Source organism: Prevotella fusca JCM 17724 (assembly GCF_001262015.1).
In the GTDB taxonomy this organism is placed as follows: Bacteria; Bacteroidota; Bacteroidia; order Bacteroidales; family Bacteroidaceae; genus Prevotella; species Prevotella fusca.
The window spans coordinates 1,215,001-1,234,136 of sequence record NZ_CP012074.1 but is presented as its reverse complement, the minus strand read 5'-3'; the positions used below and the strand labels follow the sequence as shown (position 1 = coordinate 1,234,136).

Genomic DNA, 19,136 nt, shown 5'->3' with positions numbered 1-19,136 from the left:
AAATACCAATCTTTATGATAAAGGGTTCCTTTTTATTCTTAGTATATGGTTAAGCTCCCCTCCCTTCGGAGGGGGCGGGGGAGGCTTTTTATCCTTCTAAAAACTCCTTTATAACCTCGTAAGTCTCCTGCTTAGCTTTCTCAAGGTCGTCATTGACGATGATTTTGTCAAATTTATCGGCAAAGGTGAGTTCGTAGGAAGCCTTGGCAAGGCGGTTTTCGATGGCTTCAGCACTGTCAGTCTGTCGGCCAACAAGGCGGCGGCGGAGCTCTTCAACTGATGGAGGTTGGATGAAAAGGCTCAAGGCACGATTGCCATAGAACTTCTTGATGTTACATCCCCCCTTTACATCAACATCGAAAACAACGTTTTGACCAGCTGCAGACTGGCTCTCTACCTGTGATTTCAATGTACCATAAAAACGGTTCTCATACACCTCTTCGTACTCGAGAAACTCCTCGTTAGCAATCTTCTCCTTGAACTGTTCAGGCGAAAGGAAGATATATTCCACGCCGTCCTGTTCCGTACCACGTGGTGCACGGGTGGTGCAACTGATAGAGAATGCTAACTTTAATTCTGGATGTTCCTGCATCAACCACTGTACGATGGTGCTTTTACCAGAACCAGAAGGTGCGGAGAGGATGAGTAATCTGCCACAGGCAGAATTTTGAACATTTGATGTGGTGTTTTTTGTTGTTACCATGTTGGATGAATATAGGATGGTATGAGTGTTTTAAACTATATGATTTACGTTGTTAGAGAAGCCTTTTTGTATAGTTATAAATGACCTCTTCAAACGGTACAATGTCTTAATTTCAAATTATTATCATGAAAGAAAATATTTTTTTTCATGAAAATAAATATTTTTCTTCGTGAAAATAAATAATTTTTTTCGTGAAGAAAATTTGATAGAAGTGGCTGATAATGTTGTTTCAAATTAGTGCAATGTGGCTTATTACAGCATTATCAGTCACTTAAAAAGGCTGGTTAACTTGCGTTTACAACGCATTCAAGACCTGTTCCTTGATCTGCTCCAGCTCGTCCTTCATCTTGACAACGATGTTCTGCATCTCTGCCTGGTTGCTCTTGGAGCCTGTGGTGTTGATTTCTCGTCCCATCTCTTGTGCGATGAAACCGAGCTTTTTGCCAATTCCATGACCACTTTCTTCCATCGTCTCATGGAAGTATTTGAGGTGGTTAGTCAGTCGCTGTTTCTCCTCGCTGATGTCAAGTTTCTCAATGTAGTAAATCAGTTCCTGCTCAAGACGATTCTTGTCGTAGTCTACCTCAGGAATCTGTTTCAGACCATCGATAATCTTTTCTCTGATTTTTGGTACACGGCTCTTCTCGAAAGGCTCAATGCTCTTCAGCAGGTTGGCGATGTTGTCAATCTTCTCGGTAAACTTCTTCTGCAGTGCCGCACCTTCCTGTTTGCGGAATTCGGTGAGTTTGTCAATAGCCTCGTTGATAGCCTGCAGTGCTGCTACCCATTCCTCCTCGTCCAACACCTCAACTTCGGTTCTGGTTGTTACATCGGGTAGGCGGAGAAGTGTCGTAAACCAATCTTCAGGCTCTGGAATACCCGTAGACTCAGAGATGGCTTTGATTTGTTTATAATAGTTTTCTACAAGAGCAGCGTTGATGGGAGTAGCGTCAACCATTGACTCCTTTTCAACCCAAAGGGAGAAGTCAACCTTGCCACGTTCCAGTTTCTGTGCGAGCAGGCGACGGATGTCCATTTCCTTTTCTCTGTAGAGAGGTGCGATGCGTGCTGAGAGGTCGAGCGACTTGCTGTTAAGTGATTTCACCTCAACGTTGATTTTCTTTTCCTTGTAGGCTACGGTAGCTTTGCCGTAGCCCGTCATTGATAGTATCATGAGCTTTTCGCGTTAATTTTTTGCAAATGTACAAAAAATGTGGAATAAAAAGAGTATATTTGCATGTTATTTAGAACATAATTGTTTTTTATGTCTTGTATATTAAACATTGATACGAGCACAAATGTGTGCTCTGTTGCAGTAAGTCAGGATGGGTCCAGTATCTTCGAGAAGCAAGATACACTCGATCCTAAGCATAGAGAGAAGTTAGGAACATTCGTTGACGAGGCACTCGCCTTTATTGATAATAATGAATTGCCGCTGGATGCAGTGGCTGTTAGTAGCGGTCCGGGGTCATATACCGGTCTGCGTGTCGGCGTATCCATGGCAAAGGGCATCTGCTATGGTCGTGGCGTGAAGCTGTTGGCAGTGCCTACATTGGAACTGTTGGCAGTGCCTGTATTACTTCATCACGAGGAAGTAGAGGATAATGCCCTCCTTGTTCCGATGATTGATGCACGTCGTATGGAGGTTTATTCTGCCGTATATAATCGTGCCTTGAAGGAGGTGCGTGGCATTCAGGCGGATGTAGTAGACGAGGATACCTACAAAGAATACCTTGACCGTGGTCCTGTTTACTTCTTTGGTAATGGCGCAGAGAAGTGTATGGAGATTATCAATCATCCTAATGCGCATCTCATCAAGGGAGTTGACGCCTTGGCTAAGAATATGTTTCCATTGGCAGAAAAGCGTATTGCAGAGGAGAAGTTCGAGGATGTTGCCTATTTTGTTCCATTCTACCTCAAGGACTTTGTTGCCAAACAGGCGAAGCCATTGTTGTAGACGTTTTCCCGTTCCCTTTGAGACGGTGCTTACTGACAGAGTAAAGTAAAGATGGAAAGTGACTGACAGAAGCCTGTTAGGATAAAGGCGATTATAGTCTGTCAATCCCTAACCATTTCGTTTCCCACAATCCATCAACACCCATCACTTAACACCTATCACCCAATGAACATACCCGGATTAGATTATAACACACAGCGAGAGAAGCTCATACTTCCACAGTATGGACGAGAGATACAAAACATGGTAGACCATGCCGTAGGACTTCCCACAAAGGAAGAGCGTCAGCGGTGTGCAGAGACCATCATTTCCATCATGGACAGGATGAATGCCCAGAACCGTGGGAATGTTGACCACATGGAGAAACTATGGGATCATCTGGCATTGATGGCTAACTTTAAGTTGGATATCGACTATCCCTGTGACGTATCGCAGGCATTGAAGATTGCCGCTAAGCCTGAGCCAATGCCTTATCCCATGTCGAATATTCCCGTAAGACATTATGGCAAACTGCTCTTCGAGGCTTTTGAAGAACTGAAGGCAATGGAACCTGGTGATCGTCGGGATGCTTTCGTGCGCTCTGTTGCCAATCAGATGAAACGTAGTCTGATGCAATGGGGACATGGTACCAGTGTTGATGAGAAGATAGCATCTGACCTTGCCCGCTTTACAGATGGTAAGATACAGCTTGACCTTGATACGTTCAAGTTTGAGAAGATTAATGTAAGGGAGTTTGTCCAGCCCCGTAACAAGAAGAAAAAGTAAGATAACGACACATGGAATCCTTTATTATAGAAGGTGGACATCGGCTGAGTGGCACGATTGCTCCACAAGGTGCAAAGAATGAAGCCTTGGAGGTGATTTGCGCAACACTGTTGACAAAAGAAGAGGTAGTCATCCGCAATATTCCTGATATTCTTGATGTGAACAATCTCATCAAGCTCTTGCAGGATATAGGAGTGAAGGTGAAGAAACTTGCTCCCAACGAGTTCTCGTTCCAGGCAGATGAAGTGAACCTTGACTATCTGGAGAGCAATGACTTTGTGAAGAAGTGCTCATCCCTGCGTGGCAGCGTTCTGATGATTGGTCCGTTGCTGGGACGTTTCGGTAAGGCTACTATTGCCAAGCCGGGTGGCGACAAGATCGGTCGTCGCCGTCTGGATACTCATTTCCTTGGTTTCAAGAATCTCGGTGCACACTTCGGGCGTGTTGAGGACCGTGATGTGTATGAGATACAAGCTGATAAACTTGTGGGAACTTATATGCTTTTGGATGAAGCATCCGTTACGGGTACTGCGAATATCATTATGGCTGCGGTCCTGGCAGAAGGAACAACAACGATTTACAATGCAGCCTGTGAGCCTTACATCCAGCAGCTCTGCCACATGCTCAATGCAATGGGGGCAAAGATAAGCGGCATTGCCAGCAATCTGATTACCATTGAAGGTGTGAAGGAACTGCATGCTGCAGAACATCGTATTCTACCTGATATGATTGAGGTAGGCTCGTTCATAGGAATAGCTGCCATGATCGGTGACGGCATCCGTATAAAAGACGCATCAGTTCATAATCTGGGACTGATTCTTGATACCTTCCGTAGGCTTGGTGTGCAGATAATAGAAGATGAGGACGACCTTATCATTCCTCGTCAAGACCACTATGTGATAGATTCTTTTATTGACGGGTCAATCATGACAATCAGTGATGCGCCATGGCCGGGACTTACCCCAGACCTTATTTCCGTGCTTCTTGTCGTAGCAACACAGGCGCAGGGAAGTGTTCTTTTCCATCAGAAGATGTTTGAGAGTCGGTTGTTCTTCGTGGATAAGCTCATTGATATGGGTGCACAGATTATCCTTTGCGACCCTCATCGTGCAGTGGTCGTTGGTCATGACAATGCCAGGAAACTCCGTGCCGGACGTATGTCCAGCCCTGATATCCGTGCAGGTATCGCCCTGCTCATAGCTGCATTGACGGCACAGGGAACGAGTCGTATTGATAATATTGCACAGATTGACCGTGGATATGAAAATATCGAAGGACGTCTGAATGCCCTTGGCGCGAAGATTCGGCGATCAGAAATATGTTAGTCTCATCGTATCTAAAACCGCACTTTGAGAGTATGTGTTGTAGGTTTTAGGTAAAGAGAGTTGACCTTTTCTTGCAAAAGGGTTGACCTTTCTTCTCAAAAGAGTTGATGGTTTTGAACAAAACGGTCGACTGTTTTACTGAACAAACAATTTGGTGTTGAAATAAACAGTAGTTTTATCAGCACTGTTGATATAAGTGAAAAGATGATAAAGAAGGAAGAAGTCTATAAGATAGGGCGCATCGGGAAGCCGCATGGCGTACACGGAGAGTTGCAGCTGCAGTTCTCCGATGACGTTTTTGATGTGGTAGATGCTGATTACCTTATATTGGACATTGACGGAATCCTCGTTCCTTTCTTTATGGAGGAATACCGATTCCGTTCTGACGAGATAGCCCTGATGAAATTCTGCGATATTGACAGCGACGCACAGGCACGTGAACTGACAGGATGTAATGTCTATTTCCCACGCAAATTGGCAGAGGAAGGGACAGATGATGTGTCATGGGCGCAGATTGTCGGTTATTCCTTGATAGATGAAGCTGCGAACAATGTGATTGGCAAGATTGTTGCTGTAGATGAAACAACAGTCAATACGCTCTTTGAGGTGAGTACGCCTGAAGGTGAGGAAATTCTTATTCCTGCCAGTGACGAACTGATTGTTGCAACAGACATAGCGTCTCAGACGATTACTATGCGGATTCCTGCAGGTCTGCTCGACCTTTGATCCGCTGCATAAAACAAAAGAATTAAATGAAACAACAAATCTGTATATTAGGGTCAACAGGCAGTATCGGTACGCAAGCCCTTGATGTCATCAGTCAGCATCCTGACCTCTATGAGGCGTATGCGCTCACTGCCAACCATCGTTGGAAGGAACTTGCAGAACAGGCTCGTCGCTTCAATCCGGCTGCTGTTGTCATTGCTGATGAGGCTTACTATGACGCTTTGAAGCAAGAGTTATCTGATATGCCTGATGTAAAGGTATATGCCGGTGGCAAAGCCTTGGAGGATATTGTAGAGTCGCCATCAATAGATGTGGTGCTCACAGCGATGGTTGGTTATTCTGGTCTTGCACCAACGATACATGCCATCAAGGCAAAGAAGAAGATTTGCCTGGCAAACAAGGAGACACTTGTTGTAGCTGGTGAGTTGATTCTTCAGTTGGCTCAACAGTATCATGTGCCTATCCTGCCAGTAGACAGTGAGCACAGTGCCATCTTCCAAAGCCTGGTAGGAGAGGATGAGAACGAGATTGAGAAGATTCTTCTCACCTGTTCGGGTGGTCCTTTCCGTACTTTCAGCCATGAACAGTTGAGGAATGTTACTGCTGCCGATGCTCTCAAGCACCCTACATGGGATATGGGCGCAAAGATTACCATTGACTCTGCCTCCCTCATGAACAAGGGATTTGAGGTGATAGAAGCCAAGTGGCTCTTCGGTGTACCAGCAGATAAGATACAAGTGTTAGTACATCCGCAGTCTATCGTCCACAGTGCGGTACAGTTCTTTGATGGTGGTGTAAAGGCACAGTTGGGCGTTCCTGACATGCGTCTGCCCATTCAGTATGCTTTTTCGTTCCCGAAACGGTTGCAGTTGAGTGGTGACAGGTTAGACCTGTTCCGTCAGCCTTTGGAATTCTTTGAGCCTGATGTGGAGAAGTTCAAGTGTCTTGCAATGGCGTACGAAGCCATCAACAAGGGCGGCAATATGCCTTGTATCGTCAATGCTGCCAATGAAATTGTCAACGAAGGCTTCCGCAAGGGGGCTTGCACTTTCCTGGCAATGGGCGAAATTATTGAGGAAACAATGCGGAAAGTAGCATTTGACAGTAATCCAGACTATGACGTTTATGTGCAGACGGATGCTGAGGCGCGCCGTGTTGCGCTGGATATTATGAATAATAAATAATGAATTGATAAATAATGGAAACATTTTTGATCAGGTTGCTTCAGTTTGTTCTGGCAATCTCTTTGCTTGTTCTGCTTCATGAAGGCGGACACATGTTCTTTGCGAAGCTCTTCGGCGTTCGTGTTGAGAAGTTCTTCGTCTTCTTCGATGTGGGTATCGGTAAGTGGAAGGGCAAACTCTTCAGTTGGAAACCAAAGAAGGATGATACTGAATATGGTATGGGATGGCTGCCGTTGGGTGGCTATTGCAAGATTTCCGGTATGATTGACGAGAGTTTCGATACCGAGCAGATGAAGAAGGAACCAGAGCCGTGGGAATTCCGTACAAAGCCTGCATGGCAGCGTCTGCTGATTATGATTGGTGGTGTATTGGTTAACTTTGTGCTTGCCCTCTTCATATATTCCATGATTATGTTCACATGGGGCGATAGCTATTTCAAGGTGTCTGACATGAGCATGGGTATGCGTTTCAATGCTGATGCAAAGGCTTTGGGCTTCCACGACCACGATGTGATGCTTGGTACCGACCAGGGACCTTTCCGTGAGTATGCCAATGTGAATGGCGATTTCTTCCGTCAGATTGCACAGGCAAAGCGTGTGGATGTACTGCGAAATGGTAAGAAACACAGTATATCTTTGCCCGGTGACATGGATATGCTGCCGATGATAAAGACACGTCCTTTCTTTGTTGAGCCTTTCATTCCGGCACAGGTTGACAGCGTACTGGGTGGTACTCCTGCTGCCAAGGCTGGTATCAAGGCAGGCGATATAATCAAGTCTATCAACGGGAAGCCAGTTGAGACATGGACGGATATGAACTATCAGACGGGTGTCTTGAGTGATGTTATGTCAGTGAAGAATACTCATAAGGATTCTCTTGCTGTCCGTTCGATAGTGCTGACTGTTCAGCATAAGGGAAAATCAAAGATTGATACGCTGAAGATGGTGCTGACACCCGACTTGAAGTTAGGCGTTATGCAGTCAACACTTGCCACATACTATAAGCCAGTACAGGAGGAATACGGATTCTTTGAGAGCTTTCCAGCTGGTATCAAGCACGGTTGGAACGTACTGCGTGGCTACGTCGGCAACTTCCGTTACCTTGCTTCGGCTGACGGTGCCAAGAGCATTGGTGGCTTTGGAGCTATCGGCAGTCTTTTCCCTCCTTTCTGGGACTGGTATATGTTCTGGTCGATGACAGCTTTCCTGAGCATCATCCTTGCCTTCATGAACATTCTTCCTATTCCGGCATTGGACGGTGGACACGTGGTCTTTCTTCTTTATGAGATGATTACCCGTCGTAAACCATCTGAGAAGTTCATGATTCGTGCGGAGTATGTGGGTATCACCCTGCTGATTCTCCTCATGATATTTGCCAACCTCAACGATATTCTTCGTTGGTTGCATATCATGTAAGATAAGAACCTGCTTCTAATGAAATAAGCCTTTCTGAGAGGGATTTAATAAGAAATCACGCAATACTTGCAAATGCAGGTATTGCGTGATTTTGTTTGTTATAGGTTGCATAATGCCTTTCATTTGCAGGTCTGTACAACTCTTTCAGCTCTCAGGTCCTAAGATGTTTGGTCTTGGCACGGTTGGTGTTGTTGGTTAGCACGAATGGTGCTAAGCCCCCGCACGAGTGGTGCTAAGGGTCAATACGAAAATGATAGACGGCTAAATGTCTTGCAATAAGTTGTCGGGAAATATGCTGGATATTGTTAGAAAAGCAGTTTGGGCAGCTTTGGACTAATCCTTTAGCCGGGGGTAGAGTCCTCTAATATAATAATACGGCCCCAGCAAAGGCGGCATAACAGATCATGCGGATGGGATTTATCTTTAGCCACATCGTGCCGATAAAGGTGGCAGCAAAGAGAAACAGACTGATATAGAACTGCCAGGGGTTAACGTTCGGTGCTGAAAAGTTCTCGGCATTGCATAATAATAAGGTGGCAGCAGCCAGCAGTCCTACAACAACTGGGCGCAGACCAGCAAAGACAGACTGCACGATGGGTGTGTTCATATACTTGAGGAACATCTTGCTGATAAGAATCATCATTATCAGTGATGGCAGCACAAGGGCAACGGTAGCTGTGACACTACCCAATACCGCCATTCCTCCGCTGAATCCAGCATTGTGTGCAGCTGTGTAGCCACAATAAGTTGCAGAGTTGATGCCGATAGGTCCGGGTGTCATCTGTGAAACAGCAACGATGTTAGTAAACTCAGCCGAGCTGAGCCAATGATGGTTCACAACCGTTTCAGTTTGTATCAGTGATAACATTCCGTACCCTCCACCGAATCCAAAGAGTCCGATGATAAAGAATGTATAGAATAGTTCTAAGTATAATGTCATAATTGTTGTTTCTGTTGTTAGTGTGCTGTTTCTTGTCCGAAATATATCCCGTTAGGCTCTCCCCTCTTTCGGAGGGGCTGGGGGAGGTTTTTTACTCCGTCGGCTTGATGAACTTCCCATAGAGAAATCCGCCCAGTCCTGCAGCAATAATGACATAGACAGGGTTAACGCCTAACAACCAAATGGCAATGGCGGTGACAATAGGAATCCAGCAGTTTGCCAATGATATTTTTGCACTCTTTGCCAAAGTGAAGGTTGGTACAGCTATCAATGCCACCACAGCAGGGCGTATTCCACGGAACATTGCGGCTACCCAAGGGATGTCCATAAACTGATGGAAGAAGAGAGCTATAAAGAGAATGATGAGGAAAGAGGGAAGAGCTGTGCCCAGACAGGTGCAGAGTGCACCCGGCGTCTTCCGTATCTTGTAGCCGATAAAGATGCTGATGTTGGCAGCAAAAACGCCCGGGCAGCTTTGCGCAACGGCTATCAGGTCGACGAACTGGTCTTCAGGAATCCACTTTTTTTTCACCACTACTTCGTTCTGAATAATCGAAATCATAGCATAACCACCACCAAGCGTAAAGGCTCCAATCTTGAAGAAGGTCTTGAAGGCGTCCCAGTAGAATCCTTTGGGTGTTGGGTGTTGGGTGTTGGGTGTTGATGAAATGTTATCTTTGTCCACTTTGTCTTGTTATTTGTGGGGGGAATCAATATTGGATAGGCACAGACGCCCCCATCTGTTCACATATACCTACTTAGGTGCTTATTACTCAGATGAGGGCGTTTCCCAGTGTTGTCTTTAATGGTGAGAAGCAGTCTTTACAGTTTGCTTTCAACCCACTTTCGGGCATTTACAAATGCCTCAATCCATGGTGTAACCTCTTCCTGACGACGCTCACGTGGATAGTAAGCCTGCTGCCATGGGAAGATAGCGCGCTCCAAGTGTGGCATCATTGCAAGGTGACGACCGTCAGCCGAGCAGATACCTGCAACGTTGTAGTCAGAGCCGTTAGGGTTGCCTGGATACTCTGCGTAGTTGTATTTAGCGATGATATTATACTTGTCTTCAGCCTCTGGCAGGTAGAAGCGACCCTCACCGTGTGCTACCCAGATACCGAGTTTGTTGCCGCTCAGTGAACCGAACATCACACTGTCGTTCTGTGGAATGGTCAAGTTCAGGAATGAACTCTCAAACTTCTTGCTGTTATTGTGGCAGAGGTGAGCGCGATGTTTGTGCTCTGGGTTGAGGAGGTTCAACTCAACCATCAACTGACAGCCGTTGCAGATACCCAGTGACAGTGTGTCCTCACGTGCGTAGAAGCGGTCGAGTGCCTGCTTTGCCTTTGGATTATAGAGGAAAGCGCCAGCCCATCCCTTTGCAGAACCGAGTACGTCAGAGTTAGAGAAACCACCACAGAAGACGATCATATTCACCTCCTCCAAGGTCTCACGACCTGTGATGAGATCGGTCATCATGACATCCTTCACCTCAAAGCCAGCCAAATAGAGTGCGTAAGCCATCTCACGCTCACCATTGGTTCCCTTTTCACGGATGATAGCTGCCTTTGGTGTTGGATGTTGGGTGTTAGGTGTTGAAGTCTTCCAACGGTCTGCATCGAGACCGTACTGCTGAAGTGTACCAGTGAAGTCTGCATTGAACTTTATCTCGATGGGCTGCTTCTTGTAGTTCAGGTAACGCTTTTTAGCCATGCCGTTCATACTCTGCTTGCGGTCGAGCAGGTAAGATGTCTTATACCACGTATCACGTAATGCGTCAATATCGAACGCTGCTTTCCAGTCACCATCAGCAATACTGAGGGTGCGTTTGTCTGGACTTGGTGTGCCGATGCGGGCAAAGCCGATGCAGTTTTCTGTCAAGAATTCCTTGACTTCTTCCTTATGTTCGTCAGCAACCTGGATTACGACGCCTGAATTCTCTGCAAAGAGCTTCTTGATAACATCGTCACCCTTGATGTCGTGGAGGTTGATATGCAGGCCACCTTCAGCATTGGCAAAGGTCATCTCAAGCAATGTTGTAATCAAACCACCTGCTGAAATGTCGTGTCCAGCGAGTATCCATCCACGACGAATCATCTCCTGTACAGCATCGAAGCAGTCGCAGAAGTACTGTGGTTCTTTTACGGTTGGAACGTCACTGCCGATCTTTCCGAGGCTCTGTGCAAAGGCTGAACCGCCAAGACGCTGCTCGTCAAAACTGAAGTCGATATGATAGAGGCGTGTGTTCTTGTTGTTTACAAGTACTGGAGAAACCACCTGACGAACATCGCTCACCTCACCACCACTGGTCACGATGACCGTTCCCGGAGAGATAATCTTATCACCATTAGGATACTGCTGGGTCAAGGAAAGTGAATCCTTACCTGTTGGAACGTTCACGCCGATAGCACAGCAGAAGTCTGACAATGCCTTAACAGCACTGTAAAGACGTGCATCTTCACCCTTTTGTGAGCGGCAAGGCCACATCCAGTTGGCTGAAAGACTCAGGCTATCCATGCCGTCTGCCAATGGTGCCCATACGATATTGGTCAATGACTCGGCTACGGAAAGGACAGAGCCTGCCTCTGGTGAAGCGAGTCCTGCCTGTGGAGCGTGACCGAGTGCAGTAGCGATACCCTTGTGACCACGATAGTCCAAGGCTACGACACCACAATCTGAGAGTGGCAACTGAATCTCACCCTGGCACTGCTGACGGGCTACCTTACCCGTTACGGAGCGGTCAACCTTGTTGGTCAGCCAGTCTTTACAAGCCACGGCTTCCAACTGAAGCACACGCTGGAGGTATTCCTCCACCTTATTTATACTATAAGAAACATTCTCATACCTGCGCTCTACGGTCTCATCCTTCATGATTGTCTTTGGAGAATGACCGAACATCTGTGCTACGTCTAAGTCGAATGGCTTTACGCCATCGCCCTGTACGAATGCGAAGTGAGCATCGCCTGTTGTCTCACCAACAACATACATCGGTGCACGCTCGCGCTCTGCAATCTTCTTCACGTGGTCGAGGTGCTTCTCGTCAATGAGCAAGCCCATGCGTTCCTGTGACTCGTTGGCAATGATTTCCTTGGCACTTAGTGTCTTGTCGCCGATTGGCAACTGTGTCATGTCAATCTTGCCACCACACTCTTCAACCAACTCACTCAGACAGTTCAAGTGTCCTGCAGAACCATGGTCGTGAATGGAAACAACTGGGTTGTTGTCTTCTTCTACCAATGCGCGCACAAGGTTATAGGCACGTTTCTGCATCTCTGGGTTGGCACGTTGTACGGCATTCAGCTCGATACCATTTGAATAACGACCCGTATCAACCGATGATACAGAGCCGCCACCAAGTCCGATACGGTAGTTATCACCACCAACGACAACCACCTTGTTGCCTGCCTGTGGCTCGCCCTTCAGACAGTCGCGCTTGGTACCATAGCCCACACCGCCAGCAAGCATAATCACCTTATCGTAAGCATACTTCTCGCCATTCTCTTGATGCTCATAAGTAAGCAGAGAACCAGTAATCAGTGGCTGACCGAACTTGTTGCCGAAATCGCTCGCACCGTTAGATGCCTTGATAAGGATCTGCTCTGGAGTCTGATAGAGCCACTGACGAACAGGAAGGATGTCTTCCCAATCACGTAAATTAGGATTTGTACCGTCATCTTCTGTCAGACGCGGGTAGGCGGTCATATATACGGCGGTTCCAGCGATAGGCCATGAGCCGACGCCACCGCCCATGCGGTCACGTATCTCACCACCTGTACCTGTTGCAGCCCCATTGAATGGCTCAACAGTAGTAGGGAAATTGTGAGTTTCAGCTTTTAGAGAGATAACACTCTCGATAGGCTTCACACGGAAGAAATCGGATGTGCTCTGGTTTGCTGGTGCAAACTGCTCAACTTCTGGACCTTGAGCAAAGGCTACGTTGTCTTTATAAGCTGAAAGAATCTTACCGGGATTCTCTTTTGTTGTCTTCTTGATGAGGCTGAAGAGGCTGCTCTCCATCACCTTGCCATCAATGATGAACTCACCACCGAAAATCTTATGGCGGCAATGCTCTGAGTTAATCTGTGCGAAACCGAAGATTTCTGAGTCGGTGAGTGGTCGGCCGTTCTGCTTCTCTATCTTATGGAGATATTCCATCTCCTCTGGTGAGAGTGCTAAGCCTTCCTCTTCGTTGAACTTCTCCAAGTCCTCCACACGTTTGATAGGCTCAGGCTCGTGGTTGACGGTGAAGATGGTCTGGTCCAGACCGTCATACATACGTTGCAACATCGGGTCGTGTTCAGCCTCTTTACTGCTTACAGGATAGTACTCCTCTATACGCAAAATGCCGTCAAGGCTCATGTTCTGAGTAATCTCGACGGCATTTGTACTCCAAGGAGTAATCATCTCACGGCGTGGTCCCACATAGTAGCCCTGCAGCGTCTCTTCGTTCTGCAAGTAGGTAGCATCGCCATAGAGCCAGCAAAGTTCTTTGATTTCCGCATCGGATAACGCATGATTGACTTCTGTGGCAATCACGCTTTTGGACTGAGTTCTGAAGAAAAGAATCATAGTCTTTATATAAAATTTGGTGTTACTTCTGTTTGCAAAGATACGATATTCTTTGGATATACTGCCTTTTTGTCGATTGTTTTTTAGTCTTCTTAGGTATTATAAATCTTCAAGCTCTATTTTGTTTGGAATTATGTTGTTGAAGTTGTAGTGGGAATTAAGGGCGAACCTTATTTTTGTGTAACTATGAAGCTACTTTCCTTATCTTTCTGATGTGTATTCCTAATGGCTTTCCAAGTCGTTTTTCCCGTTGTAAAAACTCTTTTAGGCATAGCTTATTCAGCAGCTTTTCTATAGTTAAAAGTACTCTTCTGCCCTTTCATCAAGGTGTGGATTAGACCCCATCGAACAGCTGTCTCGAATTTCTTTTCATGAAGATAATTATTTTTTTTCATGAAGAAAAATATTTCTTTTCATGAAAATAATTTCTTTCTTTCGTGAAAATAATTCTATACTTTAATGATTTTGGTTGACTCCTTTTGGTCTTTTTTACTAATTGTAGACTGGTCTAAAACTTATTTAGTAGTAGTTGTTGATACTATGTCTTTATTTCTGTAATTGTGTATCATAATATATTGTAGAACATGGCTATGTAAGATATTATTTTACCATCTTCAACGTTACTTCTTTTTGAAATAACACCTTGTTATGGTTTGATATATTCTTTCTAATACATTTTAGTAATCAAAATGATACGTAATTAAAAATAATTTTCAAAAATATTAGGTTTTTCAAATTTAATTTATATCTTTGCCATGTTTGTTGTTGGAATTTGCCGCTTGACTTAGTAGTACTATGGTGTGTGCGTTCTGCAACGCGATGAAAGAAGGGATAATTAATCGTTACTCTTCTATTTTTGAAATATTGTGAGCTAAATAAAATAGAACTGTTTTACGTCAAATATTTATTAACCTAATGATGTTGAAAATAATGAATGCAAGATTACTTAAAGTTTTGTTTGTACTTTTGGTTTGTTGTTCATCTTTACATGTGAAGGCTGAACCTATTGTTAAATTTAAACCCAAAAGTGATAAAGTTGTTTTTCGTTATAGTGGATCAAATGTTAAAATAACGGGTGCTGAGAAAGAAAAGGACTACAAAGGATATACTATTTACAAAACTACTCCTGGAGTAGATGTTGTACTGACTGGTGATTTGAGTTCTTTTAATTGTAATTCTCCTTATGTTATAGGAGAAAGAATATCTTACCTTGAAATAAGGGATTGTCCACTTTTGTCCGAAGTTAATTGTGGCAATAATTTCATTTCAGACTTGGTTATAGAGAATTGTCCTAAGTTGAGGTGGCTTGAACTTTCAAAGAATCTGCTTAGAGGTGAAGTTTTTGACCGGTTGGCTTCTTCTCTTCCACAATGTAAACAAGGTGAGTTGAGGTTTTTGAAACCAAATACAGGTTATAGAGGCAAGGCGTCATATTATACGTATGAGAATAATTACATGACCGATGAACAGATACAGAAGTTCCGTGATCGGGGCTGGACGCCAAAGATATTTACATATCAAGCTGGTGACAAATGGGTTGATTATTCTGAGTTATACACAGCGTATAAATGGGAAGAGATAGAATTCAAAACAAACATGGCGCCAGGTACGGAGTTTGAAATAGAAATACAGACAGGCACTGCTCCTTCGTATTTTGAGCTGAAGAATTTAACGTGTTCTAATTTGTATATGCTTAATGCCCCCGTACCCTTGAAAATGAAGTATACCGGAACTGATGGGAAATTCTCTGTGAGAGGAATTTGTATCTCAGGCTTCGAAATTGGCACCGAAGCAGAGATTACGGACTTTTCGTGTTCAAATCCCGCCAGCATGATCTATATTTCCTGTAACAATCAGGCGCTTTCATCCATTGATTTAAGTAAGTATGAAAATTTGAAAGACTTGACTTTGAAATATAACTTTTTACAGGAACTTGACCTTTCCCAACTCCCTAAACTCTACAACTTGACTTGTACTGGTAATTTGTTGACAAGACTTGATGTTAGGAATAATCCAGACCTGCATTTCTTAAAGTGTGATGACAATATGATTACTTCTCTTGATATTTCTCAAAATAAAAAGTTGGGCATGCTTAATGTTTCTCATAATAACCTAACTGAGCTGGATATTTCAAATAATCCGCGTTTGGAAGAAATTGGAGTTGCTGTGAATAATATCAAGCGTGAGAAGATGGATGAAATTGTAAACCACTTAGTACAGGCTCCTACAGGTAAAAAAAGATACCTCTATCCGTATGATACTCGATATGCGTCACAAGGATTCCCCGAGGGCAATGAGTGTAGTAAAGAAAGTATGAAGAAGGCTAAGGATTTAGGTTGGTTTGTGTTTACATTCAATGATAAGGGAAAGCGAATAGAGTTTGAAGGTACTGACATTGTCAATAGTATTGATATGATACAGGATGAGTCAGACACTGTAGCAGAGATATACGATTTGCAAGGACGACGTCGTGCGTCAATGGCTCGTGGTGTGAATATTGTAAAAATGAAAAATGGGGCAGTGCATAAGGTTGTAAAATAATTGAATTATTATTTCACGTTTTTTTAAGGGGCTGCATAGGATTTGGCGTTATTCCCAGCTCTATCTTATGCCCCTTAAATAACTTGTATATAGAAGCAACTTTTATTTTGTCTTCCAACCGTTTATTCTGTATAATTTCATCAAAAAGTTTCGTTAATTGTTAGTTTCAGGTTAAAAATGTCTAAACTCGTTATACAACTATTTGTTTTACACGTCTTTATAATACCTTTGCAGTAGATTAAACTGCATTCGGCAAAACGAGATTTAATTTTTCGTTTGCTCTGTCTGCATTATCTTTTACAACAGAATAATAACCCAAAACAAGATATGATTATGAAAAAGAGTCTTTTTATTGTAGCCTTGGCTGTGGGTACACTCGCTTTCAGCAGTTGTGCCAGCAAGAAGGATCTGGAAAACTGTCGTACAGAGAATAACAGGCTGGCGTCAGATTATCAGAATGCCAAGGAAACTATCGCTGCCAATAATGCACGTATCAAGAGCTTGGAAGATCAGCTGGCTCAGGCAAAGGAAAGTGCTGCTGCGTTGCAGGGAAGCCTCGATAACAGTTTGAGAAATGCCAATTCAAATAACATCAACATTTCTAAACTCGTTGACCAGATCAATGAGAGTAATCAGTACATTCGCCACCTGGTGGAGGTGAAGTCAAAGAGTGACTCGCTGAACATGGTGCTGACCAATAACCTTACACGCTCACTGAGCCGTGAGGAACTCAAGGAGGTTGATGTACAGGTGCTGAAAGGTGTTGTTTATATCTCTTTGGCTGACAATATGCTTTATAAGAGTGGCTCTTATGAGGTGAATGACCGTGCTGAGCAGACATTGAGCAAGATTGCCAAGATTATCACTGATTATAAGGATTATGACGTGCTGATTGAGGGTAACACGGATAACGTGCCTATCAATACAGCAAATGATAAGATGAAGAATATCCGTAACAACTGGGATCTCTCTTGTCTGCGTGCAGCTTCTGTGGCACAGTATCTGCAGGACCGTTTCGGTGTTAATCCTAAGCGTCTGACTGCTGGTGGTCGTGGTGAGTATAACCCACTTGCTACCAATGATACTGAGTTGGGCAAGCAGCGCAATCGTCGTACACAGATTATCATTACTCCGAAACTTGACCAGTTTATGGATCTCATCGGTGAGGCTCCTGAGACTAAGTCGGCAAAGTAATCTGATTATGAATAATGACGTTCTGTCCTTGATTCTCCAGCGATGTCCACGGAGGTATAGGTGGATTTTGGCTGTACTTTCCGTATATATGATTTATTTCTGTGGGAAGTGCTTTGGTGAAGCAGTGTGGTATCTGCTACATTGATAGGAACTGAAACGTTTGGACATATATATGAATCTGCATCTTGTCTGCATCATGCTGGCAAGATGCAGATTTTTCTTTTGCTGTAAAAAGTGATATGCTTTTAGATAATCAATAGTAGTATGGTAAGTCGTCCGATGATTGTTTTGAAGCAAGGGGGCAGGCTTTGGTGGCTTTGATTTGCAGTTTTGCCTGTTTATGGGTAATTGCTGTAAGTCGTGGAAGAAAAGAAACTTCCTTTGTTTTCGATTTTGCGCCTGGTGGCTTGTTTTTGTCTTTTTGCTTTCTTTCTGCTTTTTCTTGTTTTGGGGCTTTCTGGTGAATCGTAGGGGTGTGTTTGGCGGTTTTGGGTTGACTTGTGTCAAGACTACAGGTTAATTTTTAGTTTTTTGAAAAATATTCCTCAAAACATTTGGTGGGAATGAAAATTCTCTATACCTTTGCACTCGCTTTACGAAACAAGCCGTCTGGCTGACAAGAGTGAGGCGACAAGGAAAAGAGTTCTTTGAAAAGATTTACATAGACAGAGAAGTAGTACAAGAAGCGTCTGTTTGGTATTATATCAAATGGACGGGTAAAAGAAACGAACCGTTCAATTCGGTACTGGGGTCCGGGATCTTCCCTTTCCCTATTACTTTTGAACACAAGGTGGTTCTTTGAGCTTGATATTTCAGGATAGGCGTTCTGGAACAGGGATTACTCGGTGAAGTGCCGGGAGCAGCGTGGTATTCGTTACCACCCGCCACCCGTCATCCATCACCAAGACATATTTTACAATGGAGAGTTTGATCCTGGCTCAGGATGAACGCTAGCTACAGGCTTAACACATGCAAGTCGAGGGGAAACGGCGAAGGGTGCTTGCACTCTCCGGACGTCGACCGGCGCACGGGTGAGTAACGCGTATCCAACCTTCCCATGACTGGGGGATAACCTGCCGAAAGGCAGACTAATACCCCATGGCCTTCACTGACGGCATCATATGTGAAGTAAAGATTCATCGGTCATGGATGGGGATGCGTCTGATTAGCTTGTTGGTGGGGTAACGGCCCACCAAGGCTACGATCAGTAGGGGTTCTGAGAGGAAGGTCCCCCACATTGGAACTGAGACACGGTCCAAACTCCTACGGGAGGCAGCAGTGAGGAATATTGGTCAATGGGCGCAAGCCTGAACCAGCCAAGTAGCGTGCAGGACGACGGCCCTATGGGTTGTAAACTGCTTTTGTACGGGGATAAAACGGCGGACGTGTCCGTCCTTGCAGGTACCGTACGAATAAGGACCGGCTAATTCCGTGCCAGCAGCCGCGGTAATACGGAAGGTCCGGGCGTTATCCGGATTTATTGGGTTTAAAGGGAGCGTAGGCCGGGGATTAAGTGTGTTGTGAAATGTAGACGCTCAACGTCTGACTTGCAGCGCATACTGGTTCCCTTGAGTACGCACAACGTTGGCGGAATTCGTCGTGTAGCGGTGAAATGCTTAGATATGACGAAGAACTCCGATTGCGAAGGCAGCTGACGGGAGCGCAACTGACGCTTAAGCTCGAAGGTGCGGGTATCGAACAGGATTAGATACCCTGGTAGTCCGCACGGTAAACGATGGATGCCCGCTGTTGGTACCTGGTATCAGCGGCTAAGCGAAAGCATTAAGCATCCCACCTGGGGAGTACGCCGGCAACGG

General features: G+C 44.8%; 13 protein-coding genes and 1 rRNA gene (1 of these 14 running past the window's edge). 9 read left to right on the top strand and 5 right to left on the bottom strand.

What is annotated here, in order from left to right; all coding sequences use genetic code 11:
- Window positions 1–88: 88 nt before the first annotated feature.
- A complete protein-coding gene (gene gmk, locus ADJ77_RS05145) occupies window positions 89–703 on the bottom strand; it encodes a guanylate kinase (protein ID WP_025077898.1) in 615 nt (204 codons plus the stop codon).
- Window positions 704–998: 295 nt separating this feature from the next.
- Window positions 999–1,877: a YicC/YloC family endoribonuclease gene (locus tag ADJ77_RS05140; protein ID WP_025077899.1), complete on the bottom strand. Its 879-nt coding sequence runs from the start codon at window positions 1,875–1,877 to the stop codon at window positions 999–1,001.
- A 90-nt stretch (window positions 1,878–1,967) separates the two neighbouring features.
- On the opposite strand from ADJ77_RS05140, the gene tsaB reads away from it, so the two are divergent.
- The 6 genes from tsaB to rseP all read left to right on the top strand — a co-directional run bounded on the left by tsaB (window position 1,968) and on the right by rseP (window position 8,075).
- Window positions 1,968–2,660 carry a tRNA (adenosine(37)-N6)-threonylcarbamoyltransferase complex dimerization subunit type 1 TsaB gene (gene tsaB / locus ADJ77_RS05135; protein ID WP_025077900.1) on the top strand — a complete coding sequence of 231 codons (693 nt, stop codon included), beginning with the start codon at window positions 1,968–1,970 and terminating at the stop codon, window positions 2,658–2,660.
- Between the two features lie 165 nt (window positions 2,661–2,825).
- Window positions 2,826–3,425: a DUF4290 domain-containing protein gene (locus tag ADJ77_RS05130; RefSeq protein ID WP_025077901.1), complete on the top strand. Its 600-nt coding sequence runs from the start codon at window positions 2,826–2,828 to the stop codon at window positions 3,423–3,425.
- A gap of 11 nt (window positions 3,426–3,436) precedes the next feature.
- Window positions 3,437–4,750 (top strand): UDP-N-acetylglucosamine 1-carboxyvinyltransferase, encoded by a 1,314-nt coding sequence (murA, locus tag ADJ77_RS05125; protein WP_050696099.1) that lies wholly within the window; start codon window positions 3,437–3,439, stop codon window positions 4,748–4,750.
- Window positions 4,751–4,954: 204 nt separating this feature from the next.
- The gene (gene rimM, locus ADJ77_RS05120) at window positions 4,955–5,476 is read left to right on the top strand and encodes a ribosome maturation factor RimM (protein ID WP_025077902.1); all 522 of its coding nucleotides are present in this window, start codon (window positions 4,955–4,957) and stop codon (window positions 5,474–5,476) included.
- A gap of 26 nt (window positions 5,477–5,502) precedes the next feature.
- Window positions 5,503–6,660, top strand: a complete 1,158-nt coding sequence (locus ADJ77_RS05115; protein WP_050696098.1) for a 1-deoxy-D-xylulose-5-phosphate reductoisomerase — start codon at window positions 5,503–5,505, stop codon at window positions 6,658–6,660.
- A 14-nt stretch (window positions 6,661–6,674) separates the two neighbouring features.
- Window positions 6,675–8,075, top strand: a complete 1,401-nt coding sequence (gene rseP / locus ADJ77_RS05110) for an RIP metalloprotease RseP (protein ID WP_025077903.1) — start codon at window positions 6,675–6,677, stop codon at window positions 8,073–8,075.
- A 361-nt stretch (window positions 8,076–8,436) separates the two neighbouring features.
- Here rseP and ADJ77_RS05105 read toward each other — a convergent pair whose 3' ends face one another.
- From ADJ77_RS05105 to purL, 3 genes are all read right to left on the bottom strand, one after another.
- Complete coding sequence (locus tag ADJ77_RS05105) at window positions 8,437–9,015, bottom strand: chromate transporter (RefSeq protein WP_025077904.1); 579 nt, start codon at window positions 9,013–9,015, stop codon at window positions 8,437–8,439.
- Window positions 9,016–9,106: 91 nt separating this feature from the next.
- Entirely contained in the window at window positions 9,107–9,700 is a 594-nt protein-coding gene (locus ADJ77_RS05100) for a chromate transporter (protein WP_025077905.1), read from the bottom strand.
- Window positions 9,701–9,837: 137 nt separating this feature from the next.
- Complete coding sequence (gene purL, locus ADJ77_RS05095) at window positions 9,838–13,584, bottom strand: phosphoribosylformylglycinamidine synthase (protein ID WP_050696097.1); 3,747 nt, start codon at window positions 13,582–13,584, stop codon at window positions 9,838–9,840.
- Window positions 13,585–14,514: 930 nt separating this feature from the next.
- On the opposite strand from purL, the gene ADJ77_RS05090 reads away from it, so the two are divergent.
- The 3 genes from ADJ77_RS05090 to ADJ77_RS05080 all read left to right on the top strand — a co-directional run.
- Window positions 14,515–16,125 carry a leucine-rich repeat domain-containing protein gene (locus ADJ77_RS05090; RefSeq protein WP_154663384.1) on the top strand — a complete coding sequence of 537 codons (1,611 nt, stop codon included), beginning with the start codon at window positions 14,515–14,517 and terminating at the stop codon, window positions 16,123–16,125.
- Window positions 16,126–16,458: 333 nt separating this feature from the next.
- A complete protein-coding gene (locus ADJ77_RS05085) occupies window positions 16,459–17,319 on the top strand; it encodes an OmpA family protein (protein ID WP_025077908.1) in 861 nt (286 codons plus the stop codon).
- A 915-nt stretch (window positions 17,320–18,234) separates the two neighbouring features.
- Window positions 18,235–19,136 (top strand): 16S ribosomal RNA (locus tag ADJ77_RS05080) (it continues 629 nt past the right edge of the window).

Coding starts and splice junctions, on each gene's coding strand:
- gmk (WP_025077898.1), bottom strand. CDS start 703: ATGGTAACAACAAAAAACACCACATCAAATGTTCAAAATTCTGCCTGT.
- ADJ77_RS05140 (WP_025077899.1), bottom strand. CDS start 1,877: ATGATACTATCAATGACGGGCTACGGCAAAGCTACCGTAGCCTACAAG.
- tsaB (WP_025077900.1), top strand. CDS start 1,968: ATGTCTTGTATATTAAACATTGATACGAGCACAAATGTGTGCTCTGTT.
- ADJ77_RS05130 (WP_025077901.1), top strand. CDS start 2,826: ATGAACATACCCGGATTAGATTATAACACACAGCGAGAGAAGCTCATA.
- murA (WP_050696099.1), top strand. CDS start 3,437: ATGGAATCCTTTATTATAGAAGGTGGACATCGGCTGAGTGGCACGATT.
- rimM (WP_025077902.1), top strand. CDS start 4,955: ATGATAAAGAAGGAAGAAGTCTATAAGATAGGGCGCATCGGGAAGCCG.
- ADJ77_RS05115 (WP_050696098.1), top strand. CDS start 5,503: ATGAAACAACAAATCTGTATATTAGGGTCAACAGGCAGTATCGGTACG.
- rseP (WP_025077903.1), top strand. CDS start 6,675: ATGGAAACATTTTTGATCAGGTTGCTTCAGTTTGTTCTGGCAATCTCT.
- ADJ77_RS05105 (WP_025077904.1), bottom strand. CDS start 9,015: ATGACATTATACTTAGAACTATTCTATACATTCTTTATCATCGGACTC.
- purL (WP_050696097.1), bottom strand. CDS start 13,584: ATGATTCTTTTCTTCAGAACTCAGTCCAAAAGCGTGATTGCCACAGAA.
- ADJ77_RS05090 (WP_154663384.1), top strand. CDS start 14,515: ATGAATGCAAGATTACTTAAAGTTTTGTTTGTACTTTTGGTTTGTTGT.
- ADJ77_RS05085 (WP_025077908.1), top strand. CDS start 16,459: ATGAAAAAGAGTCTTTTTATTGTAGCCTTGGCTGTGGGTACACTCGCT.